General features: G+C 34.6%; 26 protein-coding genes. All 26 read left to right on the forward strand.

From position 1 onward, the window contains the following. The 26 genes from rplV to GON26_RS08820 all read left to right on the forward strand — a co-directional run bounded on the left by rplV (window position 1) and on the right by GON26_RS08820 (window position 15,193). Complete coding sequence (gene rplV, locus GON26_RS08695) at window positions 1-414, forward strand: 50S ribosomal protein L22 (RefSeq protein WP_007803631.1); 414 nt, start codon at window positions 1-3, stop codon at window positions 412-414. A gap of 5 nt (window positions 415-419) precedes the next feature. Beyond that, window positions 420-1,181: a 30S ribosomal protein S3 gene (gene rpsC, locus GON26_RS08700; protein ID WP_007803635.1), complete on the forward strand. Its 762-nt coding sequence runs from the start codon at window positions 420-422 to the stop codon at window positions 1,179-1,181. Between the two features lie 19 nt (window positions 1,182-1,200). Next, the gene (gene rplP / locus GON26_RS08705; RefSeq protein WP_007803637.1) at window positions 1,201-1,626 is read left to right on the forward strand and encodes a 50S ribosomal protein L16; all 426 of its coding nucleotides are present in this window, start codon (window positions 1,201-1,203) and stop codon (window positions 1,624-1,626) included. Window positions 1,627-1,639: 13 nt separating this feature from the next. Beyond that, the gene (gene rpmC, locus GON26_RS08710) at window positions 1,640-1,831 is read left to right on the forward strand and encodes a 50S ribosomal protein L29 (RefSeq protein WP_007803639.1); all 192 of its coding nucleotides are present in this window, start codon (window positions 1,640-1,642) and stop codon (window positions 1,829-1,831) included. A 17-nt stretch (window positions 1,832-1,848) separates the two neighbouring features. Further along, entirely contained in the window at window positions 1,849-2,109 is a 261-nt protein-coding gene (gene rpsQ, locus GON26_RS08715) for a 30S ribosomal protein S17 (RefSeq protein ID WP_007803646.1), read from the forward strand. Between the two features lie 2 nt (window positions 2,110-2,111). After that, window positions 2,112-2,480, forward strand: a complete 369-nt coding sequence (gene rplN, locus GON26_RS08720) for a 50S ribosomal protein L14 (protein WP_007803649.1) — start codon at window positions 2,112-2,114, stop codon at window positions 2,478-2,480. A gap of 11 nt (window positions 2,481-2,491) precedes the next feature. Beyond that, window positions 2,492-2,806, forward strand: a complete 315-nt coding sequence (rplX, locus tag GON26_RS08725; RefSeq protein ID WP_007803650.1) for a 50S ribosomal protein L24 — start codon at window positions 2,492-2,494, stop codon at window positions 2,804-2,806. 2 nt (window positions 2,807-2,808) lie between these two features. Further along, entirely contained in the window at window positions 2,809-3,360 is a 552-nt protein-coding gene (rplE, locus tag GON26_RS08730; protein ID WP_047774308.1) for a 50S ribosomal protein L5, read from the forward strand. Between the two features lie 3 nt (window positions 3,361-3,363). Beyond that, the gene (gene rpsN, locus GON26_RS08735; RefSeq protein ID WP_007803655.1) at window positions 3,364-3,633 is read left to right on the forward strand and encodes a 30S ribosomal protein S14; all 270 of its coding nucleotides are present in this window, start codon (window positions 3,364-3,366) and stop codon (window positions 3,631-3,633) included. A 104-nt stretch (window positions 3,634-3,737) separates the two neighbouring features. Next, window positions 3,738-4,136 carry a 30S ribosomal protein S8 gene (rpsH, locus tag GON26_RS08740; RefSeq protein WP_160374439.1) on the forward strand — a complete coding sequence of 133 codons (399 nt, stop codon included), beginning with the start codon at window positions 3,738-3,740 and terminating at the stop codon, window positions 4,134-4,136. A gap of 18 nt (window positions 4,137-4,154) precedes the next feature. Beyond that, entirely contained in the window at window positions 4,155-4,697 is a 543-nt protein-coding gene (rplF, locus tag GON26_RS08745; RefSeq protein ID WP_160374440.1) for a 50S ribosomal protein L6, read from the forward strand. An 11-nt stretch (window positions 4,698-4,708) separates the two neighbouring features. Continuing rightward, window positions 4,709-5,059, forward strand: coding sequence for a 50S ribosomal protein L18 (gene rplR / locus GON26_RS08750; RefSeq protein ID WP_072960630.1), 351 nt, complete (start codon window positions 4,709-4,711; stop codon window positions 5,057-5,059). A gap of 3 nt (window positions 5,060-5,062) precedes the next feature. Continuing rightward, window positions 5,063-5,587, forward strand: coding sequence for a 30S ribosomal protein S5 (gene rpsE / locus GON26_RS08755; protein WP_085950271.1), 525 nt, complete (start codon window positions 5,063-5,065; stop codon window positions 5,585-5,587). Window positions 5,588-5,599: 12 nt separating this feature from the next. Continuing rightward, on the forward strand, window positions 5,600-5,782 hold the full coding sequence (rpmD, locus tag GON26_RS08760; RefSeq protein WP_017495010.1) for a 50S ribosomal protein L30: 183 nt from the start codon (window positions 5,600-5,602) through the stop codon (window positions 5,780-5,782). A gap of 11 nt (window positions 5,783-5,793) precedes the next feature. Continuing rightward, on the forward strand, window positions 5,794-6,246 hold the full coding sequence (gene rplO / locus GON26_RS08765; RefSeq protein WP_017495009.1) for a 50S ribosomal protein L15: 453 nt from the start codon (window positions 5,794-5,796) through the stop codon (window positions 6,244-6,246). A 12-nt stretch (window positions 6,247-6,258) separates the two neighbouring features. After that, window positions 6,259-7,605, forward strand: a complete 1,347-nt coding sequence (secY, locus tag GON26_RS08770) for a preprotein translocase subunit SecY (RefSeq protein ID WP_160374441.1) — start codon at window positions 6,259-6,261, stop codon at window positions 7,603-7,605. Between the two features lie 7 nt (window positions 7,606-7,612). Continuing rightward, the gene (infA, locus tag GON26_RS08775; RefSeq protein ID WP_007136545.1) at window positions 7,613-7,828 is read left to right on the forward strand and encodes a translation initiation factor IF-1; all 216 of its coding nucleotides are present in this window, start codon (window positions 7,613-7,615) and stop codon (window positions 7,826-7,828) included. Between the two features lie 12 nt (window positions 7,829-7,840). Beyond that, complete coding sequence (gene ykgO / locus GON26_RS08780; protein ID WP_072945378.1) at window positions 7,841-7,957, forward strand: type B 50S ribosomal protein L36; 117 nt, start codon at window positions 7,841-7,843, stop codon at window positions 7,955-7,957. 2 nt (window positions 7,958-7,959) lie between these two features. Further along, entirely contained in the window at window positions 7,960-8,334 is a 375-nt protein-coding gene (gene rpsM / locus GON26_RS08785) for a 30S ribosomal protein S13 (RefSeq protein WP_031456033.1), read from the forward strand. 8 nt (window positions 8,335-8,342) lie between these two features. Then, a complete protein-coding gene (gene rpsK / locus GON26_RS08790; RefSeq protein WP_007803677.1) occupies window positions 8,343-8,726 on the forward strand; it encodes a 30S ribosomal protein S11 in 384 nt (127 codons plus the stop codon). Between the two features lie 91 nt (window positions 8,727-8,817). After that, complete coding sequence (gene rpsD, locus GON26_RS08795) at window positions 8,818-9,423, forward strand: 30S ribosomal protein S4 (protein WP_160374442.1); 606 nt, start codon at window positions 8,818-8,820, stop codon at window positions 9,421-9,423. A 21-nt stretch (window positions 9,424-9,444) separates the two neighbouring features. Then, complete coding sequence (locus tag GON26_RS08800) at window positions 9,445-10,437, forward strand: DNA-directed RNA polymerase subunit alpha (RefSeq protein ID WP_026109818.1); 993 nt, start codon at window positions 9,445-9,447, stop codon at window positions 10,435-10,437. A 62-nt stretch (window positions 10,438-10,499) separates the two neighbouring features. Further along, a complete protein-coding gene (rplQ, locus tag GON26_RS08805; RefSeq protein WP_029272056.1) occupies window positions 10,500-10,991 on the forward strand; it encodes a 50S ribosomal protein L17 in 492 nt (163 codons plus the stop codon). 254 nt (window positions 10,992-11,245) lie between these two features. Continuing rightward, complete coding sequence (gene carA, locus GON26_RS08810) at window positions 11,246-12,364, forward strand: glutamine-hydrolyzing carbamoyl-phosphate synthase small subunit (RefSeq protein ID WP_160374443.1); 1,119 nt, start codon at window positions 11,246-11,248, stop codon at window positions 12,362-12,364. Between the two features lie 103 nt (window positions 12,365-12,467). Next, window positions 12,468-13,760 (forward strand): phosphopyruvate hydratase, encoded by a 1,293-nt coding sequence (eno, locus tag GON26_RS08815; RefSeq protein ID WP_160374444.1) that lies wholly within the window; start codon window positions 12,468-12,470, stop codon window positions 13,758-13,760. A 155-nt stretch (window positions 13,761-13,915) separates the two neighbouring features. Further along, window positions 13,916-15,193, forward strand: a complete 1,278-nt coding sequence (locus tag GON26_RS08820; protein WP_160374445.1) for a citrate synthase — start codon at window positions 13,916-13,918, stop codon at window positions 15,191-15,193. Window positions 15,194-15,257 lie beyond the last annotated feature (64 nt).

Genomic DNA, 15,257 nt, shown 5'->3' on the forward strand with positions numbered 1-15,257 from the left:
ATGGGAGTTCGTAAAAGAGAAACAGCAGATGCGAGAAAAGAGGCTAATAAGTCTATTGCTTTCGCAAAATTGAATAACTGCCCTACTTCACCTAGAAAAATGCGCTTAGTAGCGGACTTGGTAAGAGGTCAGAAGGTAGAGAGAGCACTTAACATCTTAAGATTCAGTTCTAAAGAAGCTTCAAGAAAATTAGAAAAACTATTATTATCTGCAATCAATAACTGGGAGCAAAAAAATAGTGAAGGTAATTTAGAAGAAGCTGGATTATTTGTTAAAGAGATCAGAGTAGATGGTGGAATGATGTTGAAAAGACTTCGTCCAGCTCCACAAGGTCGCGCACACAGAATAAGAAAACGTTCTAATCACGTAACAATCGTGCTTGGAGCTATCAATAACACACAAAGCAATTCTTAAGCAGCATGGGACAAAAGACAAATCCAATTGGAAATAGACTTGGTATCATCAGAGGGTGGGACTCAAACTGGTATGGTGGAAATGATTACGGTGATAAACTTGCCGAAGATCACAAAATCAGAAAGTATATCCACGCTCGTTTATCAAAAGCTAGTGTATCAAAAGTAATCATCGAGAGAACTTTGAAACTTGTAACCGTTACTATCACTACTGCAAGACCTGGTATCATTATCGGAAAAGGCGGACAAGAGGTAGACAAGTTAAAAGAAGAACTTAAGAAAGTTACTGACAAAGAGGTTCAAATCAACATCTTTGAAATTAAAAGACCTGAGTTAGATGCTTATCTTGTGGCGACAAGCATCGCTCGTCAAATCGAAAGCCGTATTTCTTACAGACGTGCAATCAAAATGGCTATTGCTGCTTCTATGCGTATGAACGCTGAGGGTATCAAAGTTTTGATTTCTGGTCGTTTGAATGGTGCTGAGATGGCGCGTTCAGAAGGTTTCAAAGAAGGTAGAATTCCTCTATCAACTTTCAGAGCTGATATTGATTATGCTTTGGCTGAAGCTCATACTACTTATGGTAGAATGGGTATCAAAGTATGGATCATGAAAGGTGAAGTTTATGGAAAGAGAGATCTTTCTCCACTTGCAGGAATGGATAAAAAACAATCTGGAACTGGTGGTGGTAAAGGTGGAGATTCTCCAAGAGGAGACAGAAAACCTTTTAATAAAGGTGGTAAACCAGACGCTCGTAAACGAAAGTAAATTTTTAAACTAAAGAAAAATGTTACAGCCTAAAAGAACAAAATACCGTAAGGTACAAAAAGGTAAAATGAAAGGTAACTCTCAAAGAGGGCATGAACTTTCTAATGGAATGTTTGGTATTAAATCTGTACATGAAGATGGAATGTTCTTAACTTCTCGTCAAATCGAAGCTGCGCGTATTGCTGCAACTCGTTTCATGAAGAGAGAGGGACAATTATGGATCAAAATATTTCCAGACAAACCAATTACTAAGAAGCCTCTTGAGGTACGTATGGGTAAAGGTAAAGGTGCCGTTGAATATTGGGCTGCCGTTGTTAAACCCGGAAGAATTATGTTTGAAGTTGGAGGAGTTCCTTTATCAGTTGCAAAAGAGGCGTTACGTCTTGCAGCTCAAAAGCTTCCAGTAAAAACTAAATTCGTCGTTGCTAGAGATTTCGAAGCATAATTAAATTTATATTATGAAACAATCAGAAATAAAAGATCTTTCTGCAGCGGAGTTGCAAGAAAAGCTTAGTCAAACTAAGAAGATATATGCTGACCTAAAAATGGCTCACGCTATCTCGCCAATTGAGAATCCACTTCAAATTAGAAGTGTAAGAAGAACAGTTGCAAGATTGGCTACAGAGCTAACTAAAAGAGAGTTACAATAATTGTATTCTGCTGAAAGATGGAAGAAAAAAGAAATTTAAGAAAAGAAAGAATTGGTGTTGTTACTTCAAATAAAATGGACAAGTCTATTGTTATTGCTGAAGTAAGAAAAGTAAAACACCCATTATACGGTAAGTTCGTGTTGAAAACTAAGAAATATGTTGCACACGACGAAACAAACGACTGTAACATTGGAGATACTGTAAGAATTAGCGAAACGCGTCCTTTAAGTAAAACAAAATGTTGGAGATTAGTTGAAATCTTAGAAAGAGCTAAATAATTATGGTACAACAGGAATCAAGACTAAAAGTAGCAGATAACACGGGAGCAAAAGAAGTTTTAACTATCCGTGTTTTAGGAGGTACCAAAAGAAGGTATGCCTCTGTTGGTGACAAGATTGTAGTATCTATTAAAGATGCAACTCCTAACGGTAACGTTAAAAAAGGAGCTGTTTCAACTGCAGTTGTTGTACGTACCAAAAAAGAAGTGAGAAGAGCTGATGGTTCTTATATCCGTTTCGATGACAATGCTTGTGTTCTTTTGAACGCAGCAGGGGAAATGAGAGGAACTCGTGTTTTTGGTCCGGTAGCAAGAGAACTTCGTGAAAAACAATTCATGAAAATTGTATCATTAGCACCAGAAGTGCTTTAATTCGTTTTAAGATGATAAAGCTAAAAATAAAATCAGGAGACATCGTAAGAGTTATTGCTGGAGACCATAAAGGTGCTGAAGGTAAAGTATTACGTGTTTACCGTGAGAAAAATAAAGCGATAGTTGAAGGTGTAAACATGGTTTCGAAACATACAAAACCAAGTGCAAAAAACCCTCAAGGTGGTATCGTTAAGAAAGAAGCTTCTATACAAATATCTAACATTTCACTAATTGATCCTAAAACTAAGGAAACAACTAGAGTTGGTATTAGAGTAGAAGGAGATAAGAAAGTAAGATTTTCAAAAAAATCTAATCAAGTACTATAGTAATGGCATATACACCTAGACTAAAAGAAGAATATAAGAGCAGAGTAATTGCTGCTCTTAAAGAGGAATTCGGATATACAAACGTGATGCAAGTTCCAAAACTTGAAAAAATCGTTTTGAGCCGTGGAGTTGGTGCAGCTGTATCTGATAAAAAACTTATTGACTATGCAGTTGATGAGTTAACAAAGATCACTGGACAAAAAGCAGTATCTACAATCTCTAAGAAAGACGTTGCGTCTTTCAAATTGAGAAAAGGGATGCCTATTGGAGCAAAAGTTACTTTGCGTGGAGAAAGAATGTATGAGTTTTTAGATAGACTTATTACTTCTGCTTTACCACGTGTTAGAGATTTTAGTGGTATTAAAGCTACTGGATTTGACGGAAGAGGTAATTACAATCTTGGAGTTTTGGAGCAAATCATTTTCCCAGAAATTGATATTGACAAAGTAAACAAAATCTCAGGAATGGATATTACTTTCGTTACTACTGCTCAAACAGACAAAGAAGCAAAGTCATTATTGGCTGAATTAGGTTTACCTTTTAAAAAGAATTAAGATATGGCTAAAGAATCAATGAAAGCCCGTGAGGTGAAGAGAGAAAAAACGGTAGCTAAGTATGCTGAGAAAAGAAAAGCTTTGAAAGAAGCTGGAGATTTTGAAGGTTTACAAAAATTACCAAAAAATGCTTCACCAGTTCGTTTGCACAATCGTTGTAAATTAACAGGTCGTCCAAGAGGATATATTCGTCAATTCGGTATTTCACGTGTAACTTTCCGTGAAATGGCTAATAATGGATTAATTCCAGGTGTAAAAAAAGCTTCTTGGTAATCTCGCAATAAGTTATTACTTTTGCAAACCAGAAAATAATTTTAATTGATTAAAGGTTCGGGAGACGAGTGTCTCCCGAAAACCATAATCGCAATCAAATACATATGTATACAGATCCTATTGCAGATTATTTGACTAGAGTTCGTAACGCTGTGGCTGCAAACCACAAAGTTGTTGAAATTCCAGCTTCTAATCTAAAAAAAGAAATAACTAAGATCTTATTTGATCAAGGTTATATCTTGAGTTACAAATTTGAGGACAACTCTGTTCAGGGTTCAATCAAAATCGCTTTGAAGTATGATAAAGATACTAAAGAGCCTGTAATTAAAGATATCCAAAGAATTAGTAAACCTGGTTTACGTAAATATGCAGGTGCTGATAAATTACCTAGAATCCTTAACGGATTAGGAATTGCTATTGTTTCGACTTCAAAAGGTCTTATGACTGGAAAACAAGCAAAACAATTACATGTAGGTGGTGAAGTAATTTGTTACGTATACTAATTTTAAAGACTAAATAAGATGTCAAGAATAGGTAAAAGCCCAATTGTAATCCCTGCTGGCGTAACTGTAGAAGTTAAAGACGGTATCATTACAGTAAAAGGAAAAAAAGGTCAACTAACTCAGGAGTTTTCGGACGTAACTGTAACAGTTGAAGGTGATCAAGCATTAGTTGAAAGATCATCTGATCATAAAGACCAAAGAGCAAAACACGGATTGTACAGATCATTAATCAGTAACATGATTGTTGGTGTATCTGAAGGTTTTACAAAAGAACTTGAATTAGTTGGAGTTGGTTATAGAGCTTCAAACCAAGGTCAAAAGTTAGATTTAGCTCTTGGATATTCTCACAATATTGTTTTAGAAGTTGCTCCAGAAGTAGTAGTAGAAACAGTATCTGAAAAAGGAAAAAACCCTATCGTAAAATTAACATCATTTGACAAACAACTTTTAGGTCAGGTTGCTGCGAAAATCAGAGGTTTCCGTAAGCCTGAGCCGTACAAAGGAAAAGGTGTTAAATTTGTGGGTGAAGTATTAAGAAGAAAAGCAGGTAAATCAGCTTAAAAAATAAGATTATGTCATTAACAAAATCTGATAGAAGACAGAGAATTAGATTCAGAATTAGAAAATCTATTAGTGGTACTGCTACTAATCCAAGATTATCTGTGTTTAGAAGTAACAAAGAAATTTACGCTCAACTTATTGATGACGTAAACGGAGTTACTTTATTAGCTGCATCTTCAAGAGAAAAAGAAATAGGAAAAGGTACTAACGTTGAAGTAGCGGCTGCAGTTGGAAAACTAGTTGCTGAAAAAGCGTTAAAAGCTGGGATTGATACCATCACTTTTGATAGAGGTGGATATTTGTATCACGGTCGTATTAAATCATTAGCAGAAGGCGCAAGAGCGGCTGGACTTAAATTCTAATATATTATGTCTAAATACAAAAATGTAGAATTGGTAAAACCAAGTGGTCTTGAACTTAAAGATCGTCTGGTAAGTGTTAATCGTGTTACTAAAGTTACAAAAGGTGGTAGAGCTTTCGGTTTTTCTGCTATTGTAGTTGTAGGTGATGAAAACGGAGTTGTTGGTCATGGATTAGGAAAATCTAAAGATGTTTCTGAAGCAATTGCGAAAGCAGTAGAAGATGCTAAGAAAAATTTAGTAAAAATTCCTTTGAATGGACAATCAGTTCCTCACGAACAAAAAGGTAAATTTGGTGGTGCACGTGTATTCTTAATTCCTGCGTCTCATGGTACAGGAGTTATTGCTGGTGGAGCTGTTCGTTCAGTTCTTGAATCAGTAGGTATTCACGATGTATTATCTAAATCTCAAGGATCATCAAATCCTCATAACGTAGTAAAAGCGACTTTTGATGCTTTATTACAAATGAGAAGCGCTTACACTGTTGCAAAACAAAGAGGTGTTTCTTTAGAAAAAGTTTTTAAAGGTTAATTCAAGGAAATTATGGCTAAATTATTAGTAAAACAAGTTCGAAGCAAAATCAACTGCCCTCTTTCTCAAAAGAGAGGTTTAGAAGCTTTGGGTCTACGTAAAATGGGACAAGTTGTAGAGCATGATTCAAACCCTGCTATCCTTGGGATGATAAACAAAGTTAAACACTTAGTTTCTGTCGAAGAAGCTAAATAACAAATACTGTTATGAATTTAAGTAACTTACAACCAGCTGAAGGGTCAACACACAATCAAAATAAAAGATTAGGTAGAGGAGAAGGTTCTGGAAAAGGTGGTACTTCTGCAAGAGGTCACAAAGGAGCAAAATCTCGTTCTGGTTATTCTAAAAAGATTGGTTTTGAAGGAGGGCAAATGCCACTTCAAAGACGTGTGCCTAAGTTTGGTTTCACAAACATCAACCGTAAAGAATACGAAGGTGTTAATTTAGATACGCTTCAATTATTAGTAGACAATGGTGTGATTACTGATTCTGTTTCTATGACAGATTTCGTAGCAAACCGTCTAGCTACCAAAAACGAAATCGTTAAGATTTTAGGTAGAGGAGAATTGAAAGCAAAATTAAAAGTAACTGCTCACAAATTTACTGCTACTGCAAAAGCTGCTATCGAAGCTGCTGGTGGAGAGGCTGTAACAATATAATTTTTCTATTGTATGAAGAAATTTATTGAATCAATAAGTAATGTTTGGAAAATCGAAGAACTGAAAAACAGAATCCTAATTACATTAGGTTTGTTATTAGTATATCGTTTTGGAGCACACGTTACGCTTCCTGGAATTGATGCAACTCAATTGACTGGTTTAGCGGGACAAACAGAAAAAGGTTTAGGGTCTATTCTAGACATGTTCACCGGAGGTGCTTTCTCTAAAGCTTCAGTTTTTGCTTTAGGTATCATGCCTTACATTTCTGCATCTATTGTTGTTCAGTTAATGGGAATTGCGATTCCTTATTTGCAAAAACTTCAAAATGATGGAGAGAGTGGTAGAAAAAAGATTAATCAAATTACACGTTGGTTGACTATTGCTATTACATTGGTTCAAGGTCCAACTTATATCTACAATTTATACAGAACATTACCAAGCAATGCATTTTTGCTAGGGTTTAACTCTCCAGAGTTTTTATTTTCTTCTGTTATTATCTTAGTCTCAGGTACTATTTTTGCTATGTGGCTTGGAGAAAAAATTACAGATAAAGGTATTGGAAATGGAATTTCATTATTGATTATGGTTGGTATCTTAGCTCGTTTACCGCAAGCTTTTATACAAGAATTTACAACCAGAGTTACGAATAACAACGGTGGACCGATGTTATTGGTTATTGAAATTATTGTATGGTTATTAGTTATCATTGCTTGTGTATTGCTTACAATGGCAGTACGTAGAATTCCAGTACAGTACGCTCGTCGTACAACAACTGGAGATTACGAGCAAGATTTAGCAGGTGGTAATAGACAATGGATTCCGCTTAAGCTTAACGCTTCTGGGGTAATGCCAATCATTTTTGCTCAGGCAATTATGTTTATTCCTGCTGCTGTAGCTGGATTGTCTAAATCAGATGCATCACAATCTATTGTTGGTACATTTAGTGATATGTTCGGTTTTTGGTATAATTTTGTTTTTGCAACTTTAATTATTGTATTTACATTCTTTTATACTGCAATCACTGTTCCTACTAACAAGATGGCCGATGATTTAAAAAGAAGTGGTGGTTTTATTCCGGGCGTTCGTCCAGGAGCTGAAACTTCTGACTTTTTAGATAAAGTGATGTCTTTAATAACTTTCCCAGGATCTTTATTCCTTGCTTTGATTGCTGTGTTCCCAGCCATTGTTGTAAGTATTATGGATGTACAACAATCTTGGGCAATGTTTTTTGGAGGTACCTCATTAATAATTATGGTTGGAGTTGCAATAGATACTATTCAACAAATCAATTCATACTTGTTAAATAAGCATTATGATGGTTTAATGAAGACTGGTAAAAATAGAAAAGCAGTAGCTTAATATATTTATGGCAAAACAATCAGCAATAGAACAAGACGGATCAATCATTGAGGCATTGTCCAATGCAATGTTCCGTGTAGAGTTAGAAAATGGACATATTGTAATAGCTCATATTTCTGGAAAAATGCGTATGCATTACATCAAATTATTACCTGGTGATAAAGTGAAACTAGAAATGAGCCCTTATGACTTGTCAAAAGCAAGAATTACTTATCGATATTAAAGGATATTCACTATGAAAGTTAGAGCATCAGTAAAAAAGAGAAGTCCCGAGTGCATCATTGTGCGTAGAAAAGGGAGATTGTACGTAATAAACAAAAAGAATCCTAGATTTAAACAAAGACAAGGATAATTATGGCAAGAATAGCAGGGGTAGATATCCCAAAAAATAAAAGAGGTGTTATAGCACTTACCTATATCTTTGGATTAGGAAGAAGTAGAGCAATTGAGATTTTAGAAAAAGCTCAAGTTAGCCAAGACAAAAAAGTTCAAGATTGGAATGATGACGAGATCGGAGCAATTCGTGATGCAGTTGGATTTTACAAAATTGAAGGAGAATTGCGTTCTGAAGTTTCTTTGAACATCAAACGTTTAATGGATATTGGATGTTACAGAGGTATCCGTCATAGATCTGGTCTTCCGTTAAGAGGACAAAGAACTAAAAACAACTCTAGAACAAGAAAAGGTAAAAGAAAAACTGTTGCTAACAAGAAAAAAGCAACTAAATAATAAGTAATATGGCTAAAGCAACTGCAAAAAAACGTAAAGTTATCGTTGAATCAACGGGTGAAGCTCATATTTCTGCCACTTTCAACAACATCATTATTTCTTTGACAAACAAGAAAGGTGAAGTTATTTCTTGGTCTTCAGCTGGTAAAATGGGTTTCAGAGGTTCTAAAAAGAACACTCCGTACGCAGCTCAAATGGCAGCAGAAGATTGTAGTAAAGTAGCTCTTGAGGCAGGACTTAAAAAAGTTAAGGTTTATGTAAAAGGACCAGGAAACGGACGTGAGTCTGCTATCCGTTCTATTCATAACGGTGGAATTGAAGTTACAGAGATTATCGATGTTACTCCAATGCCACACAACGGATGTCGTCCTCCAAAGAGACGTAGAGTATAATAATTTATTCAAGTATAACAAGGTAGAATAAACGATTATCGAAGGATATGACCTGAATTCATAATCTCTACCTTAAATTTAATTTTTAGAAATGGCAAGATATACTGGTCCTAAAACTAGAATTGCTCGTAAATTTGGCGAAGCAATCTTCGGAGATGATAAATCTTTCGAAAAAAGAAATTACCCTCCTGGACAACACGGGATGGCTAAAAAAAGAGGTAAAAAATCTGAGTACGCTGTTCAGTTAATGGAAAAGCAAAAAGCTAAATATTCTTATGGAATTTTAGAAAAACAATTCAGAGGTTTATTCAAAAAAGCATCAGCTACTAAAGGTGTTACTGGTGAAGTTCTTTTACAATTATGTGAAGCAAGATTAGATAATGTTGTTTTTAGAATGGGAATTGCTCCATCTCGTAGAGGTGCAAGACAATTAGTTTCTCACAGACACATTACTGTAAATGGTGAAGTTGTAAATATTCCTTCTTACCACCTTAAGCCTGGTGATAAAGTTGCAGTTCGTGAAAAATCTAAATCTTTAGAAGCTATCGAACGTTCTTTATCAAATTCAAGTCATGTTTATGAATGGATTACTTGGAATCAAGATCTTAAAGAAGGAACTTTCGTTTCTGTACCTGCAAGATTACAAATTCCAGAAAACATTAAAGAACAATTAATCGTAGAGTTGTACAACAAATAATAATTGACTTAGTCGAAATTTATGGCAATATTTAATTTTCAAAAGCCCGATAAAGTTATCATGATCGATTCAACCGATTTTGAAGGTAAATTCGAATTTAGACCTTTAGAACCTGGTTATGGATTGACAGTTGGTAATGCACTTAGAAGAGTTTTGCTTTCAGCATTAGAAGGTTATGCAATTACATCTGTTCGTATCGAAGGTGTAGATCATGAGTTTTCTACTATTTCAGGTGTTGTTGAAGATGTTACCGAAATTATCCTTAATCTAAAACAAGTACGTTTCAAACGTCAAATTGAAGATATCGATAATGAAGCAGTTACAATTTCTGTTTCTGGTAAAGATCAACTAACAGCAGGTGATTTTCAAAAATTTATCTCAGGTTTCCAAGTTCTGAATCCAGACTTAGTTATCTGTAATTTAGATTCAAAAATCAAATTGAACTTCGATTTAACTATCGAAAAAGGTAGAGGATACGTTCCTGCTGAGGAGAACAAAAAACAAAATGCGGCAATTGGTACTATTTTTACAGACTCCATTTTTACTCCGGTAAAAAATGTAAAATATGCAATCGAAAACTTCCGTGTGGAGCAAAAAACAGATTACGAAAAATTAGTTTTTGAAATCAAAACTGATGGATCTATCAATCCAAAAGACGCTCTTACTGAAGCTGCAAAAGTTTTAATTCACCACTTCATGTTATTTTCTGACGAAAGAATTACACTCGAGGCTGACGAAATTGCACAAACAGAATCGTATGATGAAGAGTCATTGCATATGAGACAATTGCTTAAAACTAAGCTTGTTGATATGGATTTATCTGTGAGAGCATTAAATTGCTTGAAAGCGGCTGAAGTTGATACACTTGGTGATTTAGTATCGTTCAATAAAAATGACCTAATGAAATTCCGTAATTTTGGAAAAAAATCTTTAACTGAACTAGATGAACTAGTAGCGGTTAAAAATTTAACTTTCGGAATGGATTTAGCTAAGTACAAACTAGATAAAGAATAAATAACTTCGTATTTTGCTCTCCAAAGAGGATTGTAGCAAGATGAAGGTTAAAAAAAAATGTCATGAGACACGGAAAAAAATTCAATCACTTAAGCAGACAGACTGGACATAGAAAAGCTATGTTGGCTAATATGGCTTGTTCTCTAATCGAGCACAAACGTATTAACACTACTGTTGCTAAGGCTAAAGCGCTTAAACAATTCGTTGAGCCTTTAATCACAAAATCAAAAGAAGATACGACTCACAATCGTCGTATTGTTTTTGCTTACTTACGTAGCAAATATGCGGTAACTGACTTGTTCAGAGACGTAGCTGCTAAAGTTGGAGACCGTCCAGGTGGATACACTCGTATCATTAAAGTTGGAAATCGTTTGGGAGATAATGCTGATATGGCAATGATCGAACTTGTAGATTTCAATGAACTTTACAATGGAGGTAAAAAAGAAGTTAAAAAAGCAAAAAGCCGTCGTGGTGGTAAAGCTAAAAAAGCTGAGGAGACTACTCCAGAAGCTCCTGCTGCTGAATCAGAATCGACTACTGAAGCTTCTGAATAATTATGAAAGTAATGATTCTATAGAAATCAAGGATAGACTAATTTTTAGTTTATCCTTTTTTTTTGATTTTTTTTAAAATGAATTTCAAATTTTAACTTATTTCCTTTCCCGGGTTTTATTTTTATGAATGAAATTTTTAAAAAATCTTGGAAGCACTCTTTTAAAGAAGTAAATTTGCAAAATATTTAACTACAAATGAAATAGTTTAGGCCATTTTCATAAGACGATTAAAAAAAAACAATACAAATTTAAGAATGAAATACACTACACGACAAAGCGCCATTTTATTACTAAGCGATGGAACTATTTTTCACGGAAAATCTATCGGTATTAGCGGTAAGACTTTTGGTGAGGTTTGTTTTAATACTGGAATGACAGGATATCAGGAGATTTTTACAGATCCTTCTTATTTTGGTCAAATTATGGTGGCTACGAATCCGCACATTGGAAATTATGGTGTTAACGATTTAGAAATTGAATCAGATAGTATTAAGATTGCCGGATTGGTTTGTAAAAACTTTAGTTTTAATTACTCAAGAGAAGATGCTTCGGGAAGTTTAGAAGATTATTTTACAAAACAAAATTTAATCTGTATTTCTGATGTTGATACGCGTGCGCTAGTGAGTTACATTCGTGACAACGGAGCAATGAATGCTGTTATTTGTACAGATGGAACTTCGATTGAAGATTTGAAAAAAGAACTGGCTAATGTGCCAAATATGGAAGGTTTAGAGTTGGCATCAAAAGTTTCAACTACTGAGCCTTATTTTTTTGGTGATGAAAACGCTACTTACAAAATCTCAGCTTTAGATCTTGGAATTAAAAAGAATATATTAAGAAACCTTGCTAAAAGAGATTGTTACATAAAAGTATATCCATACAATTCAACTTATAAGGATTTAGCTGAATTTAATCCAGATGGTTATTTCTTGTCAAACGGTCCTGGAGATCCAGATCCGCTTTTTGGTGCGATTGAACTAGCTAAAGAAATTTTAGCAAATGACAAGCCTTTGTTCGGAATATGTTTAGGACATCAGGTAATTGCTTTGGCAAATGGTGTTCAGACTTATAAAATGTTTAACGGACACAGAGGTATTAATCACCCAGTAAAAAATCTTATTACAGGTAAAGGTGAAATTACGTCTCAAAACCACGGTTTCGCGGTAAACAAAGAAGCATTAGATAATCACCCAGATCTTGAAATTACACACTTACATTTGAATGATGGAACTGTAGCGGGAATGCGTATGAAAAATAAAAACTGTTTTTCAGTGCAATACCATCCGGAAGCTAGTCCTGGACCACACGATTCGTCTTATTTATTCGATCAATTTGTTGAGAATATAAAAGGAGCTTCATCTAAAACGATGTAGTTAATAAATAAAGGCCTTTAATAGTTAAAATACGTTTTTACTATTAAAATTTTTTATAATTTCGAAAAAAAAATATAATTTATTAATAAAAAAACAAAAAATAATGAGTATTATAATTAAAGTTCACGCAAGACAAATTCTTGATTCTAGAGGTAATCCTACCATTGAAGTTGATGTAGTAACTGAAAATGGAGTTTTAGGAAGAGCTGCTGTTCCATCTGGAGCATCAACTGGAGAGCACGAAGCTGTTGAATTACGTGACGGAGGTAAAGCTTATCTTGGAAAAGGAGTTTTGAATGCAGTGAATAATGTAAATACTGTTATTGCTGAAGAATTAGTTGGAACTTCTGTTTTTGAACAAAACACAATTGACCAATTGATGATTGATTTAGATGGTACTCCAAATAAATCAAAATTAGGTGCTAACGCTATCCTTGGAGTTTCTCTTGCTGCTGCAAAAGCTGCTGCAAATGAACTAGGATTGCCATTATACAGATATGTTGGTGGAGTTTCTGCTAACACTTTGCCTGTACCAATGATGAATATCATCAACGGTGGTTCTCACTCAGATGCGCCAATCGCATTTCAGGAATTCATGATTTTCCCTGTAAAAGCAACTTCTTTTACGCATTCTATGCAAATGGGAACTGAAATCTTCCATAGCTTGAAAAAAGTATTACACGATAGAGGTTTAAGTACTGCTGTAGGTGACGAAGGAGGTTTTGCTCCTAATTTGGCAGGCGGAACGGAAGATGCTTTAGATACTATTAAATTAGCTGTTGAGAACGCTGGTTATACTTTCGGTGACGAAATTATGATTGCGCTTGACTGTGCTTCTGCTGAATTTTATGTAAACGGTAAATACGATTACTCGAAATTTGAAGGAGAAACTGGTAAAGTGAGAACTTCTGCTGAACAAGTTGATTATTTAGCTGAATTAGTGGCTAAATATCCAATTATTTCTATCGAAGATGGAATGGACGAAAATGACTGGGATGGATGGAAATTATTAACTGAAAGAATTGGTGATAAAGTTCAACTAGTTGGTGATGATTTGTTCGTAACAAATGTTACGCGTTTATCAACAGGAATCGAAAAAGGAATTGCAAATTCTATTTTAGTAAAAGTAAACCAAATTGGTACTTTGACTGAAACTATTGCAGCAGTAAATATGGCTAAAAATGCAGGTTATACTTCAGTAATGTCTCACCGTTCAGGAGAGACTGAAGATAACACAATTGCAGATTTAGCAGTAGCTTTAAACTGTGGACAAATAAAAACAGGTTCTGCTTCACGTTCTGATCGTATGGCAAAATACAATCAATTATTAAGAATTGAAGAAGAGTTAGGAAGTACTGCTTATTTCCCTGGATTAAAAGCTTTCAAGATTAAATAATTGTAAGAGTTATATTGTAGAATTAAACCATCCGTTTTTTCGGATGGTTTTTTTTTGGAGTTTTAACAAATTCATAGCAGTATTCTTTTTTTAATTAGTCTTAAATTCCTTAGATTTGATAAATTATTATTTAAAAGATTTATTTCCGATATATTATGTCAAAAATAGCTACATTAGAAGTAGATGGTCAAAAAATTGAACTTCCGGTAATTACAGGAAGCGAAAATGAGTCCGCTATCGATATTAACAAATTACGTGATTTAACTGGGATTATTACAATTGATCCAGGATATAAGAATTCTGGTTCTTGCAAAAGCGAAATCACTTTCTTAGACGGAGAATTAGGAATTCTTCGTTACAGAGGATACTCAATCGAAGATTTAGCTGAAAAAGCTGATTTTCTTGAAGTGTCTTATTTATTGATTTTTGGAGAATTGCCAACTGCTCAACAGTTAGAACAATTCGAAAATGATATTAAAAAACATTCTTTGGTAAACGAAGAAATGAAAAACATCATTGACGGTTTTCCAAAAACAGCTCACCCAATGGGTGTTTTATCTGCTTTGACAAGTGCTTTGACAGCATTTAACCCAAAAGCAGTAAATGTAGAAAACGAAAAAGAAATGTATGAGGCTATTTGCAAAACAATGGCTAAATTTCTTGTAATCGCTACATGGACTTATAGAAAATCTATGGGTTATCCATTAAACTACTACGACAATACAAAAGGGTATGTAGAGAACTTTATGCAGTTAATGTTTCAATTGCCTACAGGTCCTTACGCATCAAACCCGGTTATTGTTGACGCATTAGATAAATTATTTATTCTTCACGCTGATCACGAACAAAACTGTTCTACATCTACCGTAAGAATGGTGGGTTCTTCTCACGCTGGTTTATTTGCTTCTATTTCTGCTGGAGTTTCTGCACTTTGGGGACCACTTCACGGAGGTGCAAATCAGGCCGTTCTTGAAATGCTTGAAGATATTAACAAAGATGGAGGTGATACGGATAAATTTTTAGCTAAAGCTAAAGATAAAAACGATCCTTTCCGTTTAATGGGATTCGGACACAGAGTTTATAAAAACTTCGATCCAAGAGCAAAAATCATCAAAAAAGCCGCTAAAGAAGTTTTGGAAACTTTAGGTGTTGAAGATCCGATTTTAGAAATTGCTAAAAAATTAGAATCAGCTGCTCTTGAAGATGAGTATTTCAAAGCAAGAAATTTATATCCAAACGTAGATTTCTATTCTGGAATTATTTACAGAGCATTAGGGATTCCAACAGATATGTTTACCGTAATGTTTGCTATCGGAAGATTACCAGGCTGGATTGCACAATGGAAAGAAATGCGTGAAAACAAAGAACCGATCGGAAGACCTAGACAAATTTATACAGGACATCCTTTACGAGACTTTAAGTCTAACAAATAAAATCACTAGAAAGCTTCACATAACTGTGAAGCTTTTTTTTATCTTTGCCCAAAATCTAATACTA

The organism is Flavobacterium hydrocarbonoxydans (assembly GCF_009789235.1).
Lineage (GTDB): Bacteria > Bacteroidota > Bacteroidia > Flavobacteriales > Flavobacteriaceae > Flavobacterium > Flavobacterium hydrocarbonoxydans.